The sequence below is a fragment of the Micromonospora endophytica genome, from assembly GCF_003236305.1.
Classification (GTDB): Bacteria; Actinomycetota; Actinomycetes; order Mycobacteriales; family Micromonosporaceae; genus Micromonospora; species Micromonospora endophytica.
Window position 1 is genome coordinate 1 of the sequence record NZ_POTX01000068.1, and the last position, 25,403, is coordinate 25,403.

The 25,403-nt window shown below is 71.0% G+C and carries 21 protein-coding genes; 4 read left to right on the plus strand and 17 right to left on the minus strand.

The features are described 5' to 3' along the window. Nucleotides 1-93: 93 nt before the first annotated feature. From ahcY to C1I93_RS12760, 10 genes are all read right to left on the minus strand, one after another. A complete protein-coding gene (ahcY, locus tag C1I93_RS12705; RefSeq protein WP_111243471.1) occupies nt 94-1,593 on the minus strand; it encodes an adenosylhomocysteinase in 1,500 nt (499 codons plus the stop codon). A 300-nt stretch (nt 1,594-1,893) separates the two neighbouring features. Further along, nucleotides 1,894-3,057: a mannose-6-phosphate isomerase, class I gene (gene manA, locus C1I93_RS12710; RefSeq protein WP_111243472.1), complete on the minus strand. Its 1,164-nt coding sequence runs from the start codon at nt 3,055-3,057 to the stop codon at nt 1,894-1,896. Nucleotides 3,058-3,059: 2 nt separating this feature from the next. After that, on the minus strand, nt 3,060-4,013 hold the full coding sequence (locus C1I93_RS12715) for a cation diffusion facilitator family transporter (protein WP_111243473.1): 954 nt from the start codon (nt 4,011-4,013) through the stop codon (nt 3,060-3,062). A 34-nt stretch (nt 4,014-4,047) separates the two neighbouring features. Further along, nucleotides 4,048-5,244, minus strand: a complete 1,197-nt coding sequence (locus C1I93_RS12720) for an SIS domain-containing protein (protein ID WP_111243474.1) — start codon at nt 5,242-5,244, stop codon at nt 4,048-4,050. After that, entirely contained in the window at nt 5,241-5,423 is a 183-nt protein-coding gene (locus tag C1I93_RS12725) for a Trm112 family protein (RefSeq protein ID WP_111243475.1), read from the minus strand. Before C1I93_RS12725 ends, C1I93_RS12720 begins: the two co-directional genes overlap by 4 nt. 62 nt (nt 5,424-5,485) lie before the next feature. Beyond that, on the minus strand, nt 5,486-6,865 hold the full coding sequence (locus tag C1I93_RS12730) for a phosphomannomutase/phosphoglucomutase (protein ID WP_111243488.1): 1,380 nt from the start codon (nt 6,863-6,865) through the stop codon (nt 5,486-5,488). Nucleotides 6,866-6,934: 69 nt separating this feature from the next. Beyond that, on the minus strand, nt 6,935-8,368 hold the full coding sequence (locus C1I93_RS31565) for a hypothetical protein (RefSeq protein ID WP_181445149.1): 1,434 nt from the start codon (nt 8,366-8,368) through the stop codon (nt 6,935-6,937). 369 nt (nt 8,369-8,737) lie between these two features. Next, on the minus strand, nt 8,738-11,914 hold the full coding sequence (locus C1I93_RS12750) for a toxin glutamine deamidase domain-containing protein (protein ID WP_111243477.1): 3,177 nt from the start codon (nt 11,912-11,914) through the stop codon (nt 8,738-8,740). A 19-nt stretch (nt 11,915-11,933) separates the two neighbouring features. Next, entirely contained in the window at nt 11,934-12,272 is a 339-nt protein-coding gene (locus C1I93_RS12755) for a hypothetical protein (protein ID WP_223256173.1), read from the minus strand. Further along, nucleotides 12,272-12,691, minus strand: coding sequence for a YbaB/EbfC family nucleoid-associated protein (locus C1I93_RS12760; protein ID WP_223256182.1), 420 nt, complete (start codon nt 12,689-12,691; stop codon nt 12,272-12,274). The genes C1I93_RS12755 and C1I93_RS12760 overlap by 1 nt, the downstream gene beginning before the upstream one ends. Before the next feature lie 73 nt (nt 12,692-12,764). Between C1I93_RS12760 and C1I93_RS12765 the strand changes: the two genes are divergently transcribed. Continuing rightward, nucleotides 12,765-13,997: an SUKH-3 domain-containing protein gene (locus tag C1I93_RS12765; protein ID WP_111243479.1), complete on the plus strand. Its 1,233-nt coding sequence runs from the start codon at nt 12,765-12,767 to the stop codon at nt 13,995-13,997. Between the two features lie 63 nt (nt 13,998-14,060). Here C1I93_RS12765 and C1I93_RS12770 read toward each other — a convergent pair whose 3' ends face one another. Then, complete coding sequence (locus tag C1I93_RS12770; protein WP_111243480.1) at nt 14,061-15,500, minus strand: aldehyde dehydrogenase family protein; 1,440 nt, start codon at nt 15,498-15,500, stop codon at nt 14,061-14,063. 139 nt (nt 15,501-15,639) lie between these two features. Between C1I93_RS12770 and C1I93_RS12775 the strand changes: the two genes are divergently transcribed. Next, nucleotides 15,640-17,076 (plus strand): gamma-aminobutyraldehyde dehydrogenase, encoded by a 1,437-nt coding sequence (locus C1I93_RS12775; RefSeq protein ID WP_111243481.1) that lies wholly within the window; start codon nt 15,640-15,642, stop codon nt 17,074-17,076. 3 nt (nt 17,077-17,079) lie between these two features. Next, nucleotides 17,080-18,351 carry a 4-aminobutyrate--2-oxoglutarate transaminase gene (gene gabT / locus C1I93_RS12780; protein WP_111243482.1) on the plus strand — a complete coding sequence of 424 codons (1,272 nt, stop codon included), beginning with the start codon at nt 17,080-17,082 and terminating at the stop codon, nt 18,349-18,351. Between the two features lie 122 nt (nt 18,352-18,473). On the opposite strand, the gene C1I93_RS12785 is transcribed toward gabT, so the two are convergent. The 6 genes from C1I93_RS12785 to C1I93_RS12810 all read right to left on the minus strand — a co-directional run bounded on the left by C1I93_RS12785 (nt 18,474) and on the right by C1I93_RS12810 (nt 24,262). After that, entirely contained in the window at nt 18,474-19,178 is a 705-nt protein-coding gene (locus tag C1I93_RS12785; RefSeq protein WP_111243483.1) for an RlpA-like double-psi beta-barrel domain-containing protein, read from the minus strand. A 108-nt stretch (nt 19,179-19,286) separates the two neighbouring features. Then, nucleotides 19,287-19,922, minus strand: coding sequence for a M15 family metallopeptidase (locus tag C1I93_RS12790; RefSeq protein WP_111243484.1), 636 nt, complete (start codon nt 19,920-19,922; stop codon nt 19,287-19,289). Beyond that, nucleotides 19,919-21,139 (minus strand): D-alanine--D-alanine ligase family protein, encoded by a 1,221-nt coding sequence (locus tag C1I93_RS12795; RefSeq protein ID WP_111243485.1) that lies wholly within the window; start codon nt 21,137-21,139, stop codon nt 19,919-19,921. Before C1I93_RS12795 ends, C1I93_RS12790 begins: the two co-directional genes overlap by 4 nt. Beyond that, entirely contained in the window at nt 21,136-22,320 is a 1,185-nt protein-coding gene (locus C1I93_RS12800) for a threonine ammonia-lyase (RefSeq protein ID WP_223256172.1), read from the minus strand. The genes C1I93_RS12795 and C1I93_RS12800 overlap by 4 nt, the downstream gene beginning before the upstream one ends. A 221-nt stretch (nt 22,321-22,541) precedes the next feature. Continuing rightward, entirely contained in the window at nt 22,542-23,600 is a 1,059-nt protein-coding gene (locus tag C1I93_RS12805; RefSeq protein ID WP_111243486.1) for a sensor histidine kinase, read from the minus strand. Continuing rightward, nucleotides 23,597-24,262: a response regulator transcription factor gene (locus C1I93_RS12810; protein ID WP_111243487.1), complete on the minus strand. Its 666-nt coding sequence runs from the start codon at nt 24,260-24,262 to the stop codon at nt 23,597-23,599. The genes C1I93_RS12805 and C1I93_RS12810 overlap by 4 nt, the downstream gene beginning before the upstream one ends. Before the next feature lie 285 nt (nt 24,263-24,547). Here C1I93_RS12810 and C1I93_RS12815 point away from each other — a divergent pair. Beyond that, nucleotides 24,548-25,403 (plus strand): type IV toxin-antitoxin system AbiEi family antitoxin (locus C1I93_RS12815; RefSeq protein ID WP_181445150.1); only part of this gene is annotated, 856 nt, incomplete at its 3' end.

Here is a 25,403-nt window from a genome sequence, read left to right on the forward strand (position 1 = left end):
AGCCCCAACCCACCCCGTTGATCATGAGGTTAGCGGCAGCTTGAAGATCAACCACTGCCGCCAACCTCATGATCGACCGCCGAAGTGGGGTGGTCAGTAGCGGTAGTGGTCCGGCTTGAACGGGCCCTCGACGGGGATGCCGAGGTAGGCGGCCTGCTCCGTGGTGAGGGTGGAGAGCTTGGCGCCGAGGGCGGCCAGGTGCAGGCGGGCGACCTTCTCGTCGAGGTGCTTGGGCAGCACGTACACGCCGACCGGGTATTCCTCGGTCTTGGTGTACAGCTCGATCTGGGCGATGGTCTGGTTGGCGAACGAGTTCGACATCACGAAGCTCGGGTGACCGGTGGCGTTGCCCAGGTTCAGCAGACGGCCCTCGGAGAGCACGATGATGGCGTGGCCGTCGTCGAACTTCCAGAGGTCGACCTGCGGCTTGATGTTCTCCCGGGTGACGTCGGAACGCTTGGCCAGACCGGCCATGTCGATCTCGTTGTCGAAGTGACCGATGTTGCCGACGATCGCCTGGTGCTTCATCCGGGCCATGTGCTCGTTGGTGATGACGTCGAAGCAGCCGGTGGCGGTGATGAAGATGTCGGCGATCTCGACCACGTCGTCCAGGGTGGCCACCTGGTAACCGTCCATCGCCGCCTGCAACGCGCAGATCGGGTCCACCTCGGTCACCACGACCCGGGCACCCTGGCCACGCAGCGACTCGGCACAGCCCTTGCCCACGTCGCCGTAGCCGAGCACGACCGCCATCTTGCCGCCGATCAGCACGTCGGTGGCGCGGTTGATGCCGTCGATGAGCGAGTGCCGGCAGCCGTACTTGTTGTCGAACTTGCTCTTGGTCACCGAGTCGTTGACGTTGATCGCCGGGAAGAGCAGGGTGCCCGCGCGGTGCATCTCGTAGAGCCGGTGCACACCCGTGGTGGTCTCCTCGGTGACGCCCTTGATGCTGGCGGCGACCCGGGTCCAGCGCTGGCCGTCGGAGGCGAGGGAGCGGTGCAGCAGGCCGAGGATGACCGCGTACTCCTCGGAGTCGGCGGACTCGACCGGCGGCACCGCGCCGGCCTTCTCGAACTCGGCACCCTTGTGGACGAGCAGGGTGGCGTCGCCACCGTCGTCCAGGATCATGTTGGGGCCCTGGCCGTCAGGCCAGTCGAGCACCTGCTGGGTGCACCACCAGTACTCTTCGAGCGTCTCGCCCTTCCAGGCGTAGACCGGGACACCGGCCGGCGCCTCGGGGCTGCCCTCCGGGCCCACCACGATCGCGGCGGCGGCGTGGTCCTGGGTGGAGAAGATGTTGCAGGACGCCCACCTGACCTGCGCGCCGAGCGCGACGAGGGTCTCGATCAGCACAGCGGTCTGGATGGTCATGTGCAGCGAACCGGTGATCCGCGCGCCAGCGAGCGGCTGCGCGTCGGCGAACTCGCGACGGATCGCCATCAGACCGGGCATCTCGTGCTCGGCGAGCCTGATTTCCTTGCGCCCGAACTCGGCGAGCGACAGATCCGCCACCTTGTAGTCGCCCTCGGCGAGGGTGGCCGGCCGGGCCTCGGACGACGTGCCGCTGGCGGACGCCGGGAGGGTGCTGGTCATGAAAGCTCCTGTCGGACGATGGTGCTGCGCAATCACCCACCTTACGCGCGCCACCTCAAACCGCGCCGGGCGGTTTGCGCACAGCGCACGGGGCGGTCGGTGGTGGACGTGTGCCGTCCATCTCCGCCCGCCCCGCGCATCCCCCCGGTTTGGTTCCCCCGCGCGTTCTCGGACAGTTCGTCACGACAACGCTACGCACCCATAGAGTCACACAGAGCAAGGGGCGAGTCAAGCTATTTCGGGTAAGTCGGACTTGTCGTTTCGCGACGCAAGCGAGCCGTCGTACGACAGGACTACGGCTCAGCTCAGGCCGGTCGTGGCGACGTACACCGTCCCCGCGCCCGCCACCGTCAACGGCCCGGCACCCGCCGACCCGACGGCGGCCCGTCCCGTGGCGAGCGTCACCGACCCGCCGGCATCGGCCACGGTGACCCCGCCCGAGGTGCAGAGCACCACCCTCGGGCCCGGCACCGACACCGTCACCTCGGGTCCGCCCTCGGTCACCGTCACCCGGCGCAGCGCGAAATCCTCCACCGGCACCGGCCACGTCACCACCGCGTCGGTCACCGGCCGGGGCGACACCACCGGCTGGTCGAGCACCTCGAAACGCAGCACCCGCAGCAGCTCCGGCACGTCCACGTGTTTCGGGGTCAGCCCGCCGCGCAACACGTTGTCGCTGGCCGCCATCACCTCGATGCCCGTGCCACGCAGATAGGCGTGCAGGTTCCCGGCCGGCATCCAGATCGCCTCACCCGGCGCCAGCCGCACCCGGTTGAGCAGCAACGCGACGAGCACCCCCGGATCGGCCGGATAGGACTCGGCCAGCAGCGCCACCAGCTCCGCGTCCGGCCCGGCGACCGCCGCCGCCCGTACCGCCGCGACCAGCCCGGCACGCTCCGCCGCCGGCCAGGTCAACAGCGTGCGTACGGCTTCGGCCAACCCCGCCGGCCCGGCCTCCAACGCCGCACACACCGGCCCCAGCTCCGGTACGCCGAACCCGGCGAGCACCGCGGCCGAGCGGGCCGGATCCCGGAACCCGCACAGCGCCTCCATCGGCCCGAGCGCCACCAGCAACTCGGGCTTGTGGAACGGGTCGACGTAGTTGCGGTGCCCGGTGTCCCGGGCCTGATCCGCCGCGTACCCGGTCCGTGCCTGCTCGGCGTCGGGGTGGGCCTGAAGGCTCAACGGGGCCTCCGCGGCCAGCACCTTGAGCAGGAACGGCAATCGCTTGCCGAACCTGTCGCACACCCGCCGGCCGAGCCAACCCTGCGGGTCGGCGGCGATCAGCTCCGGCAACGCCACACGCAGTCCGTCGTGCTCGACCACCGCCGGTGCGCCAGGATGGGCACCCAGCCAGAGCTCGGCCTCCGGGCCGTCGCTCGGCACCGGCCGGCCCTCAAGCGCGGCGATCGCCGAACGCGACCCCCAGGCATAGTCCTTGATCGGCCCGTACAGCCTCTCCACCGTCAGCTCTCCCGTCGGCCGGACGCCTCCGTCGGCCCGGCCCCGGCATGATAGATGTCCGGCTCCAGATAGATCACCCGGGCAACCGGCACGGCGGCGCGGATCCGGGCCTCCACCGCGTCGATGCCCTGGGCCACTTCCTCGGCGCTCTCGCAGCGCGGCACCGCGATCTTCGCCGCCACCATCAGCTCCTCCGGGCCGAGGTAGAGCGTCTTCATGTGAATGATCCGCTCCACCTCGGGCCCGGCGGCGACGGCCCGCTCGATGGCGGCCACGTCCGCCGGCTCGGCACCCTCACCGAGCAGCAGACTCTTGGTCTCCACCGCGAGCACTACCGCGATCGTCACCAGCAGCACACCGATCATCGCGGTGCCGGCCGCGTCCCACCTGCCGTTCCCGGTGGCCAGGGTCATCCCCACCCCGAACAGGGCGAAGGTCAGGCCGACCAGGGCACCGAAATCCTCAAGCAGCACCACCGGCAGCTCCGGAGCCTTGGCCCGGCGGATGAACCGGGGCCAGGACTCGCGCCCACGGATCAGGTTGGACTCCCTGATCGCGGTACGGAAGGAGTACGACTCCATCACGATCGCCGCCAGCAGCACCGTCACCGGCACCCACTGCCAGTTGGTGATCCCGTGCGGATCAGACCACTTGTGCCACGCCTCGTAGAGCGCGAACAACCCGCCCAGGCTGAACAGCACGATCGCGACGATGAAGGCGTAGACGTACCGCTCCCGGCCGTAGCCGAAGGGATGCTGCGGGGTGGCGGCCCGCTTGGCCCGCTTGCCACCGAGCAGCAGCAGGGCCTGGTTGCCCGAGTCGGCGACCGAGTGGATGGACTCGGCCAACATCGACGACGAACTCGTCAACAGGTACGCGACGAACTTCGTCACGGCGATGCCGAGGTTGGCGAGCAGAGCGGCGATGATCGCCTTAGTACCGCTCTGGGCACTCACGCCGCCGCCCCGATGGCCCGTTCGCTGCGCTCGCTCACTGGTTGGACAGCTCTTTCATCTCCGTGATCGCCGGCACCGCCATCGGATCCAGGCCGTGCGCCAGGGCCAGGTAGATCGACGCGAAATCCGGGACCGCCACCAGCGAGGCCAGCCGCTCCAACGCCGACCCGCCCTCGGCGGTGACCACGTCGCACCGTACGCCCCGCCGCTCGGCGAGGGTCTGCACGGCGTCGGCGCGACGCTCCTCGACCGCCAGCGGCTCGTCGGCGTCGTCCTCGGGGTTGAGTCCGCCGTCACGCAGCAGCACCAACCGCAGCCGGGTCTCCTCCCCCACCGACTCGTCCGGATCGGCGAAGATGTCCCGCTCCCCCTCGGCGAGACCGCCGAAGACCCCGTCCAGCAGGCCGACCCGTCCCCGGCCCGCCTCGCCGAGCGCCCCGGTGACCACCGGGTACCGTGCGTTCGCCGAGAGGGTGTCACCGAAGCGGCGGGCCGCCACCGACGCCAGCGGCGAGGACCCCCACACGATCGGGATCGACCCGGCCAGACCCAGCGCGAGAGACTTCGCCGGATTGACGAAGGACTCGGCGTTCGGGCGGCTGCGGTCGGCGTCGGCATCCAGCCGGGCCGCCGTCTCCGCCAGATCCGCCTCGTTGACCTTCACCAGATCGAGGGCCCGCGCGGCCAGCAGAACCGGCACCGTCAGCGCCCAGAGGCTGGCCCGGGCCGGGGCCCGCCGAGGCACCGGGATGAACGGGGCACGCGCCCGCTCGGCCATCGACTGCAACGGGGAGTCCGGCGGACCCACCGCGACCAGTCGGGCACCCCGCCGGTGCGCGGCCTCGGCCGCACCCAACGCCTCCGGGCTGCGGCCGGAGGCACTCACCGCGATCACCACGTCCGCCGCGCCGACCCAGCCGGGCACCCCCGCGCTGCGATGCGGGATGACCGGCACCGGGCACCGCGGGCCGGCGACCGTGGCCAGCACGTCACCGGTACGCCCGGCGGTGCCGATACCGGCGATGACCACCGCCCGGGGACGCCCCTCGCCGCCGAGCACGGACAGGTTCGCCTCAGCGGCCAGTGCCGCCGACTCGCGGACCTGAGCGCCGGCCGAGGCGGTATGCCGCAGCATGCCTCCCGGGTCCCGCTCGGCCAGCGCCTTCGGGTCGTCGAGCAGCCGCTCGTCGGCGTGGCGATGGCCGCTCACGCCCGCCGTACCGTCGATCACGACGACTCCACCGGGCCGCGCGCCTCGTCCAGCAGCAACACCGGCACGTCGTCGCGGACCTCGAAGATCCGGCCGCACTCGGTGCAGGTGAGCGTCTGGGCCTGCGCGTCGTAGTCCAGCGGCGCATGGTGCGTGTCCGGGCAGGCGAGAATTTCCAGCAACTGCGGGTCGAGGGCCACTGCGCGGCTCCTTCCACGTATGCGGCTTGACCGATCGACGGTGCCGATCGGCGCGAGCGATCCTATCGGCGAACCCGGTCGAGCACCTCGTCGCGCAGCGACGTCATTCGCTCGGCCGTCGGTGCCTCGACGTTGAGGCGCAGCAGCGGCTCGGTGTTCGAGGCGCGTAGGTTGAACCACGCCCCGTCGGCGAAACGCAGGGTGAGCCCGTCCATCTCGTCGGCCTCGGCGTCCGGGTACGCGGCCCGTACCTCGGCCATCTTGGCCGGCTGGTCCGCCACCGTGGAATTGATCTCACCCGAGGCGACGTAGCGCTCGTACTCGGCGGCCAGCGTGGACAGCGGCAGGGACTGTTCGCCGAGCGCGGCAAGCGTGTGCATCGCGGCCAGCATGCCGGTGTCGGCGAACCAGAAGTCCCGGAAGTAGTAGTGCGCGGAGTGCTCACCACCGAAAATCGCATTGGTACGGGCCATCTCGGCCTTGATGAAGGAGTGCCCCACCCGGGCCACCACCGGCTCGCCACCGTGCTCGCGGATGATCTCCGGCACCGCCGTCGAGGTGATCAGGTTGTGGATGACGGTGGAGCCGGGGTGCTTGGCCAACTCCCGGGTCGCCACCAGCGCGGTGATCGCCGACGGCGAGACGGGTTCGCCCCGCTCATCGACCACGAAACAACGGTCGGCGTCACCGTCGAAGGCCAGCCCGATGTCCGCGCCGTGCGCCACCACCGCGCGTTGCAGGTCGACCAGATTGGCCGGGTCCAGCGGGTTTGCCTCGTGGTTGGGGAAGGTGCCGTCCAACTCGAAATACAACGGCACGATCCGCAGCGGCAGGGCCGACAGCACGGCGTCACCGAGCACGCTGGGCACCGTGTGCCCACCCATGCCGTTGCCGGCGTCCACCACCACCGTCAACGGCCGGATGCCCCTCAGATCCACAAGCGTGCGCAGGTGCGCCGCGTAATCGGCGAGCAGGTCCCGCCGCTCGGTCGGCGCGGTCGGCGCCCCGACCGGCTCGTCCTTGTCCAGCAGGGCCTGCGCCCGGTCGCGTACCTCGGCGAGCCCGCTGTCCTGGCCCACCGGACGAGCCCCGGCGTGGCACATCTTGATGCCGTTGTACTGCGCCGGGTTGTGGCTGGCGGTGAACATCGCCCCGGGCAGCCCGAGCGCCCCGGAGGCGTAGTAGACCATGTCGGTCGAGGCGAGCCCGATCTCGATCACCGCGCGACCCTCCGCCCGTACGCCGGCCGCGAAGGCGGCGGCCAACCCCGGACCGGACGCCCGCATGTCGTGCCCGATCAGCACGGCCTCCCCCGGCTCGCCAGCGGCGTCGAGCATCTGGGCGAAGGCGGTGCCCAGCGCCCCAGCCACCCGCTCGTCCCACTGGTCCGGCACCGTCCCACGGACGTCGTACGCCTTCACGATCTGGGACAGATCAGACACCGGTTCCACTCCTCGGCAGCAGGTCGTCAACGAAGCTGAGCGTATCGGAGGGTCGGCTCCCACCCCGGCTCAGCCGGAGAGGTCGCGTACCGGACCCGGGTCCTCCCCCTCCGTCGTGGTCTCCTGCCGCCTCGGCACCACCGCCCGACCGACCTGACCGCTCGGCGCCGCCGGAGGCGATCCGCTCGGCGCCGCCGGAGGCGATCCGCTCGGCGCCGCCGGAGGCGATCCGCTCGGTGTCGCCGGAGGCGCGGAGGTCGGTGCCGTCGGGGCGGTCCCGGGCTCGGACGCCGGTGGAGCGGAAGTCGGTGCCGCCGGCGGCGCGGAGACCGGGTGTGCCGGTGCCGCCGGTGAGGCGGCGGGCGGCGGGACGGCGGCGGAGGCGGCGGATGGCTCCGGCGTTGCCTGGCCCTGGTCGCCGGGATCAGCCGGCCGCGCACCGTACAGTCCGCCCGACGGACGGGGAGCGGACGGCCCGCCGTAGACGCGGGGCGTGCCGGGACGGCTCGACCCGTACACCTGACCGGGTGACCCGGGCGCGACCGCACCGGGACCACGGGGCTGCGGCGGCACCGGCACTCCACCGTGCCCGGGCGAAATCGGTCCGGCACCGAGACCAGGCGGAACCGGCCCGCCAGCGGGACCGGGCGGGATCGGCGTGGCAGCGGCCCCCCGGCCGGAGCGGTAGGTGGTGCCACCCGGGTTGCTCCGCGGCAACGGGACCTCGGCCTGTTCGCGGCGCTGCCGCCGGTCCTTGCGGGACCGGGCGATCAGGAGCCCGATGAGCAGGACCCCCGCCGCGACCATCGCGATGCCGAAGTACATCACCGGCGATCCCCCGGCGGACTCTCCGGAGGTCTGCGCGAGGTCGCCGGCGTCAGCCGCGTCACCGGTGCCCTCCGCAGCCAACGCCACAGTCGGGGTGACCTCGGCCGTGGGCTCCTCGACCGGATCCTCGCTCGGGGTCGGCGACGGCGTCGGCGACGCCGAGCGCGTCGGCGCGACCCGGCCGCCGACCACCCGGGAATCCGCCGCGGCCCGCCCCAACACGGCACCATCGGCGGTGACCACCTCGCCGGTGACGATCAGCCGGCCGTCGGGCGCGTCCGCGCCGAAGGCGACGCGGTACCGCATGGTCGCCCGCTTACCCCGGCAGAGTTCGTCCTTCTCGGGCGCGACCGCAGAGGTGACCAGCAACCCGTTGTCGCCGGAGACCGCCACCGGCACCCAACGGCCATCCAGGTTGGCCTGCACAGCGACCTGGTTCGCCCGGACGCCCGGCAGGCTCAACCCGAGCACGCCACGCACCCGCACACACCCGTCGGTACGCCGACGCACCTCGACCGTCACGCCCTCGGCGGAGCGGCCCGCGGTGAAGCTGCCCGCCGACTGGACCCGCACCCGATCCTCGTCGGCGTGCGCGGGCGCGGCGCCGAGCAGCACCAGGCCACCCAGCAGCACGCAGACCGTCCCGAGCCGCGCCGCCTGGCGACGTACCGACATGATCATCCACCGTTCCTCCCCCGGGTGGGGAATCGCCGGTCAGGCTACTACCGGGGCCCGACCACGGGTGGTCATCGAGCAGCCCGCATGTGCGCCGCACCACCCTGCCGGTGGCCGCGCCGAAGCGCACTCGACGATGTGCAGCAGACCTCCCGGCAGGCGGCTGTCTCGGCCGTTCTGCTCAGCGACGGTTACCGGACCTCACTCGCAGACCGGCAGACTCGACCGGCGCCCGGCACGGTCAATCGAACCTCGCCGAACAACTCGTCCCAGTCGTCGGCCAACCGGCCGGTTCGAGTCAGGCCCAACGCCGACCGGAGGGCATCAAGCCCTCCCTGGTCCAGCGGCTCGCCCAGCCTCAACGCCCAACTAATCGCCACGGCCGTCCCTGATGATGCGCTCCGGTCCGCTGGGCTGCGCGGGCTCGGTGGGGGCCTGGCCGGGGCCGCCGAGCAGGTGCATGCGGTTGAGGTACGGCTCGCCGTACCCCTGATATTTTTCGGCGGACGGATAACCCGGCAGATCCGGTCGCTGGCTGTAGAGACCACGCCGCAGGCCGGTCAGCGGCATCGGCCGGGCGTCACCGTCGAGCACCAGCACGTCCGCGTCGAGGGCGTTGAACGGGTACGCGGTCCCGTGGTGCCGATACAGCGGCTGATTGCTCACCAACCCGATCTGCGGATCGACGTAGAGCACGGTGCCGTTCTGGTTGAGCGCCACCCAGATGTGCGAACCGCCCCGCTCCAGATGGTTGACCACGAAGGCGAAACTGCCGTGGCCGCCCAGCAGAAGCTGATCGCGCAGGTTGCGGTAGCCGGCGTCCAGCGCCTGTTGAAGCTCGGCCGGCGTGCTGGCGGTGCCGTCGCAGAGCCGCTGAAAACGCCCCCCGGTGACATCCTCCACCCGGGCGGTGCCGTCCTGCTCGCCGTTGAGCGGCCGGGTGACGTCACCGGACTGGTACGCGTCGAAGGTACGCGGCGCCGCCACCCGAGGCCGTCCGTGCACCCAGGTGTCGAAGAGGGAGAGCGTGCAGTCCAGGCAGTTGATGCCCCGGGTAGGGTCGGCCCGCGGCCCACCGTCGTTCACCAACCCGAACCAGTCGCCCACCCGAGGATCCGCCGTACGCACCACCTTGCCGGCCCGGTCCCGAGGCACCTGCCGCTCCACGTCCAACTGGTGCAGGGCGAGCGGTGGACGCAACCCGCCAGGCTGCCCGTACCGACGGGATCTGTCGATCGGCGGCGGATGATCGTCATCGGTCAGCGCCGAACGGTCCGTGGTCCCGATCGCCCCACGCGCCAGATCACCCACGTCGTCGTTGATGCGGTGAAAGTCCTCCGGCCGGTCAACGGCCACCACATCCGGCACGACGGAACCCGCCAGCACCGCATCCGCCAGATCCAGACACTCCCCGTACGCCCGGGTCTCCTCGTCAGCCGCCCGCTGCCAGCCCGCCGACGCGCTGCGGTGACCCGCCTGGTGAAGCTGACGCGCGTACGCAGCGAAGTCGCTGGCCCGCTGGTAGTGCTCTTCCCCCTGGTTTCTCAGTCGAGCAACCTCACGTAGCCGGCGAGTCTCCTCGTAGTCGGCCCGCTGTGACTGGTAATAGCCCTGGTAGCGACGCCGTTCAAGGGCCTGCTGTTCGGCCGCCCAACTGCCGCCGTTCCGATCAGCCGGCCCCGGCGGCGAGGTCGGCGGAGTCACGCGTCCCGCCGAACCCGCTACCTGAGAGTCCGGCGCGAGTGCTTCGACCAGCGCTGATCGTGGCGGTGCGGGTGGCGGCTCCGACCGAGGCAGCACTCCGACGGGCGGGGTGACCTCCGCAGACCTCGCTGTGGTCGTTGTCCCCGGTGCCATATTCACCGTTGGACCAGCTACGGCCGGATTGCCCGCATTCGCCGGCCCGCCGCTTCCGGTCGTTGCCGCGGGGCTAGCGGCATAAGGGGAGCCGGTCGAGGTCGTCGCACTCCCACCCAACGCGCCCGCGCCTGTCATCTCGGCAGCGATGGAGCCGGCCGGAAGCGGAGCCGACGTAATCGACGGTGAGGCCGCCGTAGACAGCGTCGGTCCGGGGGGCCCGACCGGTTCGTCTACCGAGACCGATGTGGACGGGCTCACAGCGGAGGAGACGTTCCCCGCTTCGCCTAACCGTGGTGACTCTGTGATCGAGGGCATGGGGGTCTGCTGATGCATCTCTGGTCGCTGACCAGACTCCGTCGAACGATCCGATGTTCCGCCGTGGTCAGAGCTGGCGAGATGCGACGCTCCCACACCTTGGGCCATCTCGCCGGAGGATTTCGAGCCGACCTCGCCGTCCGGACCCGACGAGGCCCACGGCGTGTCACTCGGCGTTGGAGATACCCCGGACGACATGCCAGACGATGTATCTACAGGGGTCCGCTGAGCAGGGGTCAATACCTCCCCGGTCGAACCCGTCACAGCCGGATAGGCCGCTGCGGCGGAGCTGAGCTGCAGATCTCGACCAGCCGGCCCAGACAGCGGCGGCGCGGGAAGGGTCGGGCCGGCCAGGGCGCTGAGTTGACCATCGAGCCGTGCCTGCAAGGCTCGATCGGTCTGCGCGGTGGCTGAGCCACGAGCGCCCGACGCCGCTGCCCGGGTGGCGTCCTCCAACGAAATGAGGCCCTGTCCGGTGGCGAGGCTCGCGGCCTGGTCGGCGAAGACCTCACCGGTCATCTCCCGGCCGACGTGCTCGGCCATGCGGGCTCCCCGGCCGGTGGCGTGCCGGCCGAGGCCGGCCAGCGGTGCCGCCGCACCGCCGGCCAGGCCACCGATCGCGTTGGTTGCCGCATCGGTGACATCCAGACCGTGCCGACGACCGGTGGAGTTCTGGTACGCCTGGGTGGCCAGGTTGATTCCCGCTTCCTCGGCCGCCTCCTCGAGCCCTTCCCGGGCGGCACGTCGCGCCAGGCCCTTCGCACCGTTCTTGGCCACCTGCTTCGCCGCCCGCTCGCCGGCCTCCTTGAGGCCCTGCTTGAGCGTCTTGCGGGCCAGTTGTGCCAGCAGTCGCCGGAAGATCTGTTGCACCAGGAACCGGGTCGCGGCGATCACACCGGCAGCAGCCGGCGACGCGGCCCCGGCGGTGAGCACTGCTGCTACCGCCAGCCCCAGCAGTTCGATCACCAGGATGCCCAGCTCGATCCAGACTTCGAGCTTGGCGCCTTCGATGTCGCAGCCGCACTCCTCCACCACCCGGCCCAGGTCCCGGCTGACCGCGAGCAGCACCGGCAGCGGAGCCTCCTCACCCTCGGCCACCCGCTGCCACGCGGTGTCGAACGCCGCCGCGACCGCGCCGATCGCGCCGTACCCCTGAAGCACCTGGGTGGCGGCGGTGCCGGCGTCCGTCTGCGGGCCGGTGAGCACCCCGGCCACGGCGTACCACTGGTCGGCCAGATCCCAGACGGCGCGTTCGTCGCCCTCCGGCCACTCCACGCCGACCACCCAGTCAAGGGCCTCGTAGATCCAGCCGGGCAGGTCCCAGGGCGAGTAGTCCAGCGGATGCGGGATCGGGCTCGGCAGCAGGGTCATCGACGACCTCCCGACCGGGTCAGCGCCGTGGATGGGTGTCGGTCACCCGGTCGAACCGGCCAGCGCTGGCCGCATCCGTCTCCACGTTGGATTCCACGGAACGGACCACGTCCGTGCCCAGTTCCGTCAGCCGCCGGCCCACTCCCGCCCAGACCCGCAGCACCATCTCCTCGTAGCCGCGGTACTGCTGCTCGAACGCGGAGCCGATGTCGTCGCGCCCCCAGGGCCGTCGCTCGCTCGCCGCCGCTATCGCGGCGCCGACCTCCGCGCGCCGGCCGGTCACCGCCTCACCAGCGCGGGCAAGGTCTCCACCGGCGTGCCGGGCTCGCGTCGGGTCGAGCCACAGTTCCCCGGCCATCACTCGCTCCGGCGCAGGACCGAGTCGGCCCGACCGAGCAACGCACCGAAATCGCCGGTACGCAGGAAATCGGCGGTGCCGGAGTCGGCTGGCAGGTAGCCCGCGACGAGTTCCTGCGTCTTCGCCGTCGCCTCGGCACTGGCGCGCCGAACCGTGGCGGTTATCTTCGCACTCAGGGCTCGGGCGTCGCGGTTCCGGTAGATCGAGGGATCCAGCTCAATCGACACCAGCTCTCCCCTGGCGTTGACGGTGGCGGTGACCTGGCCGTCGTCGGAGCGCTCGGTCACCCGCAGCTCGGTGAGCCTCGTCTGTAGCTCGTCCAGACCCGACCGGAGCTGCTGATACTGCCCGAACACATCGTCGAACCGAGCCCGCAGGGCGCGATTGGCTGCGCGGTCCACGTTGTCGGTCAACGCCACACCTCTTGTCACCGTCGGTGAAGCAAACCATACCGGCTGCCACGACTTCGTGTTGTCCGGTAGTTTCGCCGATGTGATTGACCGCGAACAGGCCGAGCAGCTCGCAACGGTGTGGGCCCGGCGCGACTCACTACGACTGGGCCACGAATGCCGCCCGGTGGTGACCGAGTTCGACCTCGGATATGTCATCACGTCCACGGTGTCCACACAGGTCAGGACGCTCCCTGGTGATCTGCCGACAACGGTCGTCGACAAGGAGACCGGTGAGGTGAGCACCTGGCCCCGGGTTCCTCCTGACGTGGTCGAGCAGCTCTTCCGCCGTAGCCGACCCACCGGTCCCCCGGTTCCCCGTACCGTGGATCCGGCCAGTCAACTGCTGCGGGAGATCCGCCGGCTACCCACCCCGACCACGGCGGCGCACCTGACCATCGAAGGGCGGATCTTCACCGCACACGGCGTCAAGGGAGATGTGGAACTTCACCATCATCCGCTGGTCCGCGCGTACCTCGACGAACTACCCGACGGGCACCTGGTCCGCGGCGGCGACCGGCACGCCGAACTGGTAGTCGTTTCCGACGTCCTTTACGAGTACGACCAGCGCCGCGCCGCCGAAGGCATCGCCCCGATGGATACCGGCGACGCGAAGGACCTGCTGGGTTCAGCGCGCATCGAAGTGTTCCGGGTCCGCGAGACGGCTGACCCCAACGGGGGACCTGCCGACCGGCCCTGTGACTCGTGTATCAATTTCCTCGTCCACTTCAACCTGCTGCCCTGGTCCGACCGTGGCTGGACGGCACCATGGCACCCTGAACCGGCGGCCGATCCGGAGCCAGGTCGCTTTCCACCCGAGGTGGCGCAAGCTCTCGTCGCTGCTGGATGGCGGCCGCACTTCGGCGATGAGGTGGTAGCAATGTCAGCCATCCGTGATGTCGGCGCAGTGCGCGGCAGTTCCCACGAACACTCGGTCTTTCCCTCCGTAGCGGCCACTCTCACCGCCTTTCCAAGCCTGGTAGGAGCCCGGCTGGGACCGGGCGAACAGGTATGGATCTCGCGCTTCGACCTCAGGCCCCGTCAGGTCGCACACACCGCTGACACGCTCGCTGACTTCGCGGCGGTGATCGGGGTACGGCTGTTCCCGATCGGCACCGAGAACCAGCACAGCATCATCGTCGTGGACGAGCAGGGCCGAATCTTCGCGCTGGATCAGGCGGGTGAGTGGTTCCTCGGTGCGGACATCGACGGGGCGCTCACCACCCTGTTGCTCGGCCGTGCTCCTGCCCGGGTGCGCGACGACGGCACCTGGTGAACCACCGCCAGTTGTTAATAGGGGGCCCCTCCTATACACGAGGCGTTAACAGGGGGCCCTTCCTTACAGCTGTATCCCGGTGAGGACGGTGACGCGGGGGGTGGTGTAGTCGTCCATGGCGCTGCGCAGGCCCTCGCGGCCCACGCCGCTGCCCTTCACGCCGCCGTACGGCATCTGGTCGGCCCGGTACGACGGCACGTCGCCGACGATGACGCCGCCCACCTCCAGGGTGCGTGCCGCCGCGAAGGCGACGTCGAGGCGGTGGGTGAAGACGCCGGCCTGGAGGCCGTACGCCGAGTCGTTGATGGCGGCGAAGCCGGCGGTGTCGTTCTCGACCCGGTCCACGACGAGCACCGGGCCGAAGACCTCCTCGGCGCAGACCTTCGCGTCCTTCGACACTCCGCTGAGGATCGTCGGTGGGTAGGTGGCTCCGTCCCGTTCGCCGCCGGTCTCGATGGTGGCGCCGGCGGCCACCGCCTCGTCCACCCAGGCTTCGATTCGGCGGGCGGCGTCGGTGGAGACCAGCGGGCCGACGTCGGTGAGTGGGTCGGTCGGGTCGCCGGTGCGCAGCTCCCGCACGGCCGCGACCAGCCGGGGCAGGAAACCGTCGTAGAGCCATTCGTGCACGTAGACGCGTTGCACGGCGATGCAGGACTGCCCGGCCTGGTAGTTGGAGAAGGTGGCGATCCGCTGCGCGGCATGGGTCAGGTCCTCGTGGTCCGACCAGTCCTCGCAGATCAGCACCGCCGCGTTCCCGCCGAGTTCCAGCGTCACGTGTTTCTCGGGTGCCGCCCGCCGGATGGCCGCGCCGACCGGTCCGGAGCCGGTGAACGAGACCACCGGCAGCCGGGGGTCGGTGACCAGTTCGGCGGCGCGTTCGTTGGGCAGCGGCAGCACCGAGAACATACCCTCGGGCAACTCGGTCTCGGCCAGGATCTCGCCAAGCAGCAGCGCGGTGAGCGGGGTGGCCGGTGCCGGCTTGACGATGATGGGCGCGCCGACCGCGAGCGCCGGTGCGACCTTGTGCGCCACCAGGTTCAGCGGAAAGTTGAACGGGGTGATGCCCAGCACCGGCCCCTTGGGCACCCGGCGGACCAGGGCGATCCGGCCGGTGGCGGCCGGATCGGTGTCGAGCCGTTGCAGTTCGCCGGAGAAGCGGCGGGCTTCCTCGGCACCCCAGCGGAAGGTGGAGACCGCGCGGCCCACCTCGGCACGGGCCCATTTGACCGGCTTGCCGTTCTCGGCGGTGATCAGGGTGGCGATCTCCTCGGCGCGCTCGGCGAGCCGGCGGGAGACGTGGTCCAGGGCGGCTGCGCGGGCGTACGCGGGCAGTGCGGCGGCGGTCGCGGCGACCTCGGCCGCCGCCGCCACGGCCGTCTCGATCTGGTCGGCGGTGGCGAGCGTGGTCCGGCCGACGGGACGGCCGTCGTACGGGTGATGCACGGTCAGCTCATCCGTGCCATGGGTCCGACGACCGGCGACGAAGAACGGGGTGGACTCCACGTTCCGCAGCTTAAACCACGGGAAGGCCGACGGAAACGGTCGCCTTGACCCTTGTCTGCCGCGAATTCAGTAGCGAAGATGGCACGAGATTGCGATAACCGCCGCAGCGTCAACCCGGACCCCTCGGAGTGATCCAGTCATGAGTGACAAGCAGAAGCTGCGAAACTTCGTCAACGGCGAGTACGTCGAGCCGGTCGACGGCGGCTACGCCGACCTGGTCGACCCGTGTACGGGCGAGGTCTTCGCCCAGGCCCCGGTCTCCGGTGCCGGCGACGTGGACGCGGCGATGCGGGCCGCTGCCACGGCCTTCGAGAGCTGGCGGGACAGCACCCCGGCGGAGCGGCAGCGGGCGTTGCTCAAGCTGGCCGACGCGGTGGAGTCGCGGGCCGCCGAGCTTGTCGACGCGGAGGTACGCAACACCGGCAAGCCCCGGCAGCTCACCGCCGACGAGGAGCTGCCGCCCGCGGTGGACGAGTTCCGCTTCTTCGCCGGTGCCGCCCGGCTGCTGGAGGGCCGTTCGGCCGGGGAGTACCTGGCCGGGCACACCTCGTACGTACGGCGCGAGCCGATCGGGGTCTGCGCCCAGGTCACCCCGTGGAACTATCCGCTGATGATGGCGGTCTGGAAGATCGCTCCGGCGCTCGCGGCCGGCAACACGGTGGTGCTCAAGCCGTCGGACACCACCCCGGTGTCGACGCTGCTGCTGGCCGAGATCGCCGCCGAGTACCTGCCGCCGGGCGTGTTCAACGTGGTCTGCGGCGACCGGGACACCGGCCGTTCGCTGGTCGCGCACCCCACCCCGCAACTGGTGTCGATCACCGGTTCCACCCGGGCCGGCATGGAGGTCGCCGCCGCTGCCGCGCCCGACCTCAAGCGGACCCACCTGGAGTTGGGCGGCAAGGCGCCGGTGGTGATCTTCGACGACGCGGACATCGCGGCGGCAGCCGAGGCCATCGCGGTCGGTGGTTACTTCAACGCGGGCCAGGACTGCACCGCCGCCACCCGGGTGCTCACCGCGCCGGGCGTGCACGCCGACTTCGTCGCCGCCCTCACCGAGCAGGCCCGCAACACCCGCACCGGACTGCCGGACGACTCCGACGTGCTCTACGGCCCGCTGAACAACGCCAACCAGCTGGCCCGGGTTCGCGGCTTCCTGGACCGGCTGCCCGACCACGCGTCGGTGGAGGCCGGCGGCGCGCAGGTGGGCGAGCGCGGCTACTTCTACGCCCCCACCGTCGTCTCCGGGGTGCGGCAGGACGACGAGATCATCCAGGACGAGGTGTTCGGGCCGGTGATCACCGTGCAGCGGTTCTCCGACGAGGACGAGGCGGTGCGCTGGGCCAACGGTGTCGAGTACGGCCTGTCCGCCTCGGTCTGGACCCGCGACCACGGGCGGGCGATGCGGATGACCCGGCGGCTCGACTTCGGCTGCGTCTGGGTCAACACCCACATCCCGTTCATCTCCGAGATGCCGCACGGCGGCTTCAAGCACTCCGGCCACGGCAAGGATCTCTCCGTCTACAGCCTGGAGGACTACACCCGGATCAAGCACGTCATGCACAACATCGAGGGCTGACTCTTGACCTCCTCGGAAGAGTTACACAAGCGGCGGGGCGCGGCCGTGGCCCGTGGCGTCGGCAGTGTCATCCCCGCGTACGTGGCCACCGCGTCCGGCGGCACCATCACCGACGTCGACGGCCGCGAGTGGATCGACTTCGCCGCCGGCATCGCGGTCACGAACGTGGGCAACTCCGCCCCGGCTGTGGTCGAGGCGGTACGCGCGCAGGTCGAGCGCTTCACCCACACCTGTTTCATGGTCGCGCCGTACGAGTCGTACGTGGCGGTCTGCGAGCAGCTCAACGCGCTCACTCCGGGCGGCTTCGAGAAGCGGTCGGCGTTGTTCAACTCCGGTGCCGAGGCGGTGGAGAACGCCGTGAAGATCGCCCGGCACGCCACCGGGCGGCCGGCGGTGGTGGTCTTCGATCACGCGTACCACGGTCGGACCAACCTGACCATGGCGTTGACGGCGAAAAACATGCCGTACAAGCACCGCTTCGGGCCGTTCGCCGGTGAGATCCACCGGGTGCCGATGTCGTACCCGCTGCGCGACGGTGGCCTCGACGGTGCCACCGCGGCGGCCCGCGCCATCGAGTTGGTGGAGAAGCAGGTGGGCGCGGAGAACGTGGCCGCGCTGCTGATCGAACCGATCCAGGGTGAGGGCGGTTTCGTCGTACCGGCACCGGGTTTCCTGCCGGCGCTGCGCGAGTGGGCGACGACGGCCGGGGTGGTCTTCGTCGCCGACGAGATCCAGACCGGCTTCTGCCGCACCGGGGACTGGTTCGCCTGCCAGCACGAGGGCGTCGAACCGGACCTGATCACCCTGGCCAAGGGCATCGCCGGTGGGCTGCCGCTGGCTGCGGTGACGGGCCGGGCGGAGCTGATGGACGCGGTGCACGTCGGCGGCCTCGGCGGCACGTACGGTGGCAACCCGATCGCCTGCGCCGCAGCGCTCGCCGCCATCGAGACCATGCACGAACTCGACCTGGCCGGCGCGGCCCGGCAGATCGAAGCGGTGCTTGGCGCTCGGCTGCGCGCCATCGCCGCGCGTGATCCCCGGATCGCCGAGGTACGCGGTCGCGGCGCGATGCTCGCGGTGGAAATCGTGGTGCCGGGCAGCCTCACTCCGGACCCGGTCGCCACGGCGGCGATCTCGGCCGCCTGCCACGCCGCCGGCCTACTCACCCTCACCTGCGGTACCTACGGAAACGTGCTGCGTTTCCTGCCTCCGCTGGTCATCTCCGCCGACGAGCTGCACCGGGGCCTGGACATCCTCGACGCCGCTTTCGGCTGACAAGCCGGCCGGGTGGGTGTCGCGTCCGCACCGCGCGGCACCCACCCGGCCTTCTAGGGTGAAAGGAGGGGTCCCCTATTAACGCCTGGTGTATTAAAGGGGCCCCCTCCTAACACTTCAGCTCAGCGCAGCAGCTCGACGGTGTTGTTGCGGACCAGGTTCTTGCCCGGCTCGCGGATCTGTTCCATGGCGGCGGAGTTCAGCAGCACGCAGCTGGCCGACGGGCCGGTGATGGTGACGGTTGTCGCCTTGCCGTTGTCCAGGTTCGTCACCCGCAGCCGGGTGCCGACCGGGAACCGGTCGCTGGTGGCGGCCGGCGCCGCTGCCTCCTCGAAGAAAGTGATCGCGCCCGAGCAAGCCGATCCGGCCACCGGACGGGCCGCCGGCGGTGAGGCGGGTGGCGAAGCCGGCGGTGAGGCCGAACCCGGCCGGTCCGCTACCTGGCCAGGCTGTCCCGGGCCCGGCTGGGCCACCACCTCGCCCACCCGCTCAATCAGGTTGCGCCGGATCACGTTCTTGCCCGGCTCGCGGACCAGCTCCATCGCTGTCGAGTTGAGCAGCACGCAGCTGCCCGACGGGCCGGTGACCGTCACCTCCGCCGATCTCTTGTTGTCCAGGTTTGTCACGCGTAGCCGGGTACCGATCGGGAAGCGGTCGCTGGTGGCGGACGGCGCGCCACCCTCGGCCGAGAAGGTGACCGATCCCGGGCAGACGCTCTGCCGGTTCGGGGCGCTGTCGGCGAAGCCGAGTCCGGTGCCCACCGCCACGGCTGCCGCGGCGACCGCCGCCACCCCTGCCGCCAGCACGTGCTTGCGCTGAAGCTTCATCCGTTCCTCCCGGTACCTCGCCGCCTACGTTCATGTGCTGGTACGGCGTGGGAGCGCGCTCCGTTCAGCGGTCGTGAGATGTATCGAAAACAAGGTTTCGGATGAACCTCACACCGGCCCGTAGCGGGTGCGGGGCGCTCCGGTGAGTAGCGCCCAGTAGCGGTCGCCGTAGGACCAGTGCCACCACTCGGTCGGGTAGTTGACCAGGCCCGCTCCGGTCAGCGCGGCGACCATGATCTGCCGGTGCCGGCGGGCTGCCGGACTGATCGACGACGCGGCGGTGAAGCAGGCGTTCGCGCTGGCCTCGGGTGTGGCGTCGACAGCGGTGCCCATGTCCAGTTCGACCCCGTCGGCGGTGCAGAGCGTCAGATCCACCGCCCCGCCGGTGCTGTGTGGCGCCACCTCCACCGGCGAGACGAACTTGGTGGTCTCCTCGTACACCCGCTGCGGGGACCAGTCGGGGTGGTTGCGGCGCAACTCGTCCCGATAGCCGGTGAAGATGTCCAGCTGGGCCTGATACGGCCGGTATCCCTCGATGACCAGCAGGCGCAGGCCGTCGGGCAGGGCGCGCTGCGCGGCCACCAACCGGTCCGCCACACCCCGACGCAGCCGGGCGTACGTCCCGGCGGGATCGGCCGCCCGGCCATCGAGCCGCAGTTCGGGCAGGTCGCGCAGGTCGACCAGCGGCTCACCGTCGTCGACACCGGGTACCGCCGCCACCCGGGGGTCGCAGAGCAGGATCACCTGTCGGCCTTCTCTCCCGTACGGCCCGCCTGCTCGTCCCGGCCGGGCTGCGCGCCCGGGGGACGGTCGGCGTGCCGGGCCTGGGCGAGCACCACCAGCCGGTCCACGATCTCCTGGTAACCGACCCCGACGGCCGCCCACACCTTCGGATACATCGAGTGCGCGGTGAAGCCCGGCATGGTGTTGAGTTCGTTGACGTACAGCTCGCCGGCGCTCTCGTCGTATAAGAAGTCGACCCGGGCCAACCCCCACCCGCCGATCGCGGTGAACGCGCGTACCGACAGATCCTGGATCCGCTCGGTCATATCCTCGGGCAACCCGGCCGGCACCACCATCGGGTCACTGTCGCCGAAGTACTTCTGCTGGTAGTCGAACCAGCCCCCGGTGACCCGCACCTCGCCGACCGCGGATGCCTCCGGACGGCTACCGCCGAGCACCCCGCACTCCAGCTCCCGGCCGGTGACGCCCTGCTCCACCACGACGATCGTGTCGTGCCGCAACGCCTCCTCGATAGCCGCCGCCAGGTCGTCCTCCTCGCCTACTCGGGAGATGCCGATCGAGGAGCCCATCCGGGCCGGCTTGACGAACAGCGGCCGGCGTAGTCCGACCACCAACTTCTCCGGGTCCTCGGTGGCCCGGTAGGTCTGCGCGTCGAACCAGACGTCCGGGGTGACCGGCACTCCCTCGGCCCGCAGCGCCCGCTTCATCGCCACCTTGTCCATGCCGACGGCGGAGGCGAGGATGCCGCACCCCACGTACGGCACACCTAGCGATTCGAGCACACCTTGCAGCACGCCGTCCTCGCCGTACGGGCCGTGCAGCACCGGGAAGACCACGTCCAGCTCGGCGTGCACGGTGCCGGGCAGCTCCGCCGCGGTGACAAGCGCGGTGCCTGGTCGCCGTCCGGCCCGCAACTCCACAGCCGTACCGGTCACCGTCAGCCGGTCGTCGATGGCACGCTCGGCACCCGTGCCGGCGATCTGGTCGGCAAGCACCGGCTCCGGGACGAGGCGCAGCCCGCCGTCGCGGGTGACGCCGATCGCCACCACCCGGTAGCCACCGCCGGCCAGTGCCCGGGCCACGCCGAGCGCCGAGGCGCAGGAGACCTCGTGCTCCGCCGACGGTCCGCCGAACAGCACCCCGATCCGTGCCGGTGTCCGGTGATCGACACCCGGCTCTTCGACCCCGGACCGGTCTTCCCGCTCACGTTCACTCATGCTGCCACCTCTTCCTCGATCCGGCTCCCGGCAGCCAGCCGGGCGACCATGCTTGCTTCCACGTTTCCGCCGGTCAGCACCACGCCGACCGTCCACGGACGGCCACCGCCTGGCCCGGCTGCACCGCGCTGCCAGGCATCTCCGCCGGCCACACCGCCCCCGGCTGCACCGCTCCCGGCCACACCGCTCCCGGCCACACCGCGCTGCCACGCATCGCCGCCGGCCACACCGCTCCCGGCTGCACGCTGTGGCGCATCGCTGCCGTCCCCGACCGCGCCGTGCGGGGCAAGGCGTAGGGCACCGGCCAGGCCGGCCGCGCCGGAGGGCTCGGCCAGCACCTTTAGCTCCAGCAGGAGCAGCCGGAACGCGTCGGCGATCTCGTCGTCGCCCACCCGGATCACGCCACGCAGGCGGTCGCGCACGATGGCGAACGGCAACTCGCCCACACAGGACGGGCGCAGGCCGTCAGCGATCGTCCGTGCCGGGGTGACCGGAGTCGGCCGGCCGGCGGCCAGGCTTCGGTTCAGCGAGTCGCAGCCGTGCGGCTCCACGCCGTACACCTCGATCGGCCGGCCGGTCGCGGCCAGGCAGGCGCCGGCGACCCCGCCGCCGCCACCCACCGGCAGCACCAGCGCGTCCAGCGGCGTGCCGGCCCGCTCGGCCTCCTCGATCAGTTCGAGGCTGGCGGTGCCCTGCCCGGCGATCGCGTCCGGGTGGTCGTACGCGTCGACGATCGGGTGACCGGTCTCGTCGCTGATCCGCCGGGCCACCGCGAGCCGTTCTTCGACGTCGGTGCCGGCGAGCACCACCCGGGCCCCCGCCGCCCGGGTCCGGTCGACTTTCGTCGCCGGCGCGTCGACCGGGAGCACCACTGTCGCGGCCAGCCCGTGCCGTCGGGCCGCCAACGCCACGGCGACCGCGTGGTTGCCGGTGCTCTGCGCGACCACGCCGGAGCGCCCGGCGGCGGCGAGCCGGCCGACCGCGAACAGCCCGCCGCGCATCTTGTACGAGCCGCCACGCTGGAGGTTCTCCGCCTTGACCAACACAGTCGCGCCGGCCAGCCGGTCGATCGCCGGGGACCGCAGCACCGGGGTACGCAGCACCCGGCCGTCGAGCCAGCTGGCGGCTTCCGCCACGTCGACCCGCGCGGGGTCGACCTCCGGGGGAGCTGAGCGGGACATGTCGTCTCCTTCCAAGTCAGCCGGCGGTACGCCGGGTAGGCATGTCGAACAGCCACCACACGCGGACCGCCAGCAGGCCCGTGCTGGCCAGGCTGAGCGCCAGCACGACGACGGCGACCGGGAACGGGAAGCTGAAGGCCAGTGCCAGCCGGGCGGAGTCGTCGAGGCCGGCAACCTGATCAGCGATCAGCGGTGTGCGAGGCTGCCGGTGGCTGGCCGGGTCAGCGCGCGGCGGGTAGCTGGACGTCCACCCGCAGCCCGCCGTACTCGGCGGGCCGGGCGGCGATCAGACCGTCGTGGGCCTGGGTGATGGAGCGGGCGATGGCCAGACCGAGGCCGGCGCCGCCGCCCTGGTTGGTCCGGTCCCGGGCCAGTCGACGGAACGGCTCGAAGAGCCCGGCCACCGCCTCGGCCGGCACCGGCTGACCGGTGTTGACAACTGTCAGCGCCGGGTTGTCGCCGACCGTCACGGCGAGCGTTCCGCCTGGTCGGTTGTATTTGATTGCGTTCTCCACCAGGTTTGTCACCAGGCGTTCCAGCAGCACCCGCTCGCCCATCACCGTCCGGGGTACGAGGTAGCTCTCCACGGTCACCCCGGCCTCCCCGGCCCGGTCCCGGTGGGTGGCGAGCACCGTGCCGACGATCTCGTCGAGTCGCTGCGGGAGGCGGGCCCGCAACCCCTGGTCGCTCTCGCTGAGCACGAGCAGTCCCTCGATCAGCCGCTCGTTGCGCTCGTTCGTCGCCAGCAACTGGCTGGTGAGCAGGTCGAGCTGCGCCTCGTTGAGTGACTGGGCCATGCCGACCTCGATCAGCGTCCGCTGCACCGCCAGTGGCGTACGCAACTCGTGCGAGGCGTTCGCGGCGAACCGCCGCTGCCCCTCGTACCCTGCGGCGATACGGTCCATCATCTGGTCGATCGACCGGGCCAGTCGAGCTAGTTCGTCGTCACCGCGTGGCCGGATCCGGTGGCCGAGGTTCTGCGGGCCGACGTGCTCGATCGGCCCGGCAAGGTCCCGCACCGGACGCAGGCACCATCTCGCCGCGGTCCAGACCCCGGCCACCGCGAGCACGAACACGACCAGCGGAACGAAAGCCATGACCAGGTTTGCGAGTTCGTACCCACCCCCGCAGATCACGCCGGAGGCGGGCAGCCCGGAGTTGCAGAAACCCTGGCCCAACCCCCAGAGATAGTTGATGAGGGACATGGTCAACACCGGCAGGACGTAACCGGCCAGCAGCGCCAGCGCGCCGACCAGCACGATGCGTCGGCGCGGCGTCACGCGGCATCGCCGATCCGGTAGCCGGCCCGGGGCACCGTGTGGATGATCTGCGGGGCACCGAGCTTCTTGCGCAACGTCATCACGGTGACCCGGACGACGTTCGTGAACGGGTCGGCGTACTCGTCCCATGCCTGTTCGAGCAGGTCCTCCGCGCTGACCACCCGCCCGTCGGCGCGCATCAGCACGTGCAGTACGGCGAACTCCTTGGGGCTCAGGTTGACCGGGTGGCCGTCCCGGGTGACGGTGCGCCGGGCCACGTCGAGCGTGACGCCGTGCTGCTCCAGCACCGGGGGCAGCGCCGGGGCCGACCGTCGCCCGAGTGCCTGCACCCGGGCGACCAGCTCGGCGAAGGCGAAGGGCTTGGTCAGGTAGTCGTCCGCGCCCAGGTCGAGACCCTCCACCCGGTCCCGGATGCCGGCGGCGGCGGTGAGCAGCAGCACTCGGGTGCCGGTGCCGGAGCCGGTCAGGCTACGGCACACCTCGTCGCCGGTGTGCCCGGGCATGTCGCGGTCCAGCACCGCCACGTCGTAACGGTTCACCCCGATCCGCTCCAGCGCGCCGTCACCGTCGTAGCAGACGTCGACCGCCATGGAGAGGCGACGCAGCCCCTCGGCGACCGTGTCCGCCAGCAGCCGTTCGTCGTCCGCCACCAGTACCCGCACGTTTCCGCTCCCCCGCGCTCCGCCGTCGTCCGGCACACGTTCCCAGGCGGGGGTTAAGGATTCCGTAAGCGCCCTCCCCTACCGCCGATCATGCAGTCGTGGTGCCAGCCTTGTGCCGATGTGGGGCATAAGCGGGGCACCACAACTGCATGATCGCCGCCGTGAGGCGGGGAGGTCATAGCAGATCGTTTGGTGGGATGGGGGTTTTCCACAGCGGGGATGGTTATCCACAGGTGAGGGTGGCGGGGTGGCGGGCGGGGCTCGGGGCCGGGACCGTGGGTCGGCATGGGAGCGGAGCTGTTTCATTACTCGGAGTTGCTGGCGTCGGGCTGGAGCCGGGAGCAGGTCAGGAGTCAGACCGAGGCGGACTCGCTGGTCCGACTGACCCGTGGGGTGTACGCGCCGACCGCTGACGCGCGCGCCGACAACCGGCTGGCGGCAATCTTCGAGCGGCTACCGGACGGCGCGGTAGCAGGCTTTCACACCGGCGCGATGCTGCACGGGTTCGGCGATGTGCGCTCGGAGCGGCTGCACGTGATCGTGCCTGCCGGCACGGTCGTACCACGGATTCGAGGCGTGGTGGCGCACGAGTCTGTCGTGCCGGTACGAGATCCGGTCATCCGTCAGGGCGTTCCCTGCGCGCCGGCCGCCCGCTGCGCGATCGACCTGGCGAGGACGCTCCGACGGATGGACGCCCTGCCGGTTCTGGACCTGTGCCTCCGGGTGGGTGCCTGCCTGCCCGACGAACTACGGGCCGAGGTGGCGAAGCATCGCGCGCTGCGCGGCGTCTGCCAGGCCCGGCAGTTGGCCACCCTGGCTGATCCACGGGCGGAGTGCCGCCAGGAAAGCCAGTTGCGGCTGGTCCTGGTGGATGCCGGCCTACCCGTTCCAGAGCCCCAGTTCTGGGTGTACGACGGACACGGCGTCGCCCTCTTCCGGATCGATCTTGTCTATCGTGAGCGCCGAATCGGCATCGAGTACGACGGCAGCTCACATCTCGATCATGACCGCCTCAATCATGATCGCTCTCGAATGAACTGGCTCGCCGATCAGCGTTGGCGGATGCGCCACTTCACCGCACGCGACCTCTACCGCCGTCCCGCCCACATCACCACCACCATCCGCGCCCTCCTCACAACCC

What these genes read in the sequence shown, in the direction of transcription:
- ahcY (WP_111243471.1), bottom strand. Translation starts at nt 1,593, where the DNA reads ATGACCAGCACCCTCCCGGCGTCCGCCAGCGGCACGTCGTCCGAGGCC.
- C1I93_RS31565 (WP_181445149.1), bottom strand. Translation starts at nt 8,368, where the DNA reads ATGTCGGTACGTCGCCAGGCGGCGCGGCTCGGGACGGTCTGCGTGCTG.
- C1I93_RS12750 (WP_111243477.1), bottom strand. Translation starts at nt 11,914, where the DNA reads ATGACCCTGCTGCCGAGCCCGATCCCGCATCCGCTGGACTACTCGCCC.
- C1I93_RS12755 (WP_223256173.1), bottom strand. Translation starts at nt 12,272, where the DNA reads ATGGCCGGGGAACTGTGGCTCGACCCGACGCGAGCCCGGCACGCCGGT.
- C1I93_RS12775 (WP_111243481.1), top strand. Translation starts at nt 15,640, where the DNA reads ATGAGTGACAAGCAGAAGCTGCGAAACTTCGTCAACGGCGAGTACGTC.
- C1I93_RS12785 (WP_111243483.1), bottom strand. Translation starts at nt 19,178, where the DNA reads ATGAAGCTTCAGCGCAAGCACGTGCTGGCGGCAGGGGTGGCGGCGGTC.
- C1I93_RS12795 (WP_111243485.1), bottom strand. Translation starts at nt 21,139, where the DNA reads ATGAGTGAACGTGAGCGGGAAGACCGGTCCGGGGTCGAAGAGCCGGGT.
- C1I93_RS12800 (WP_223256172.1), bottom strand. Translation starts at nt 22,320, where the DNA reads ATGTCCCGCTCAGCTCCCCCGGAGGTCGACCCCGCGCGGGTCGACGTG.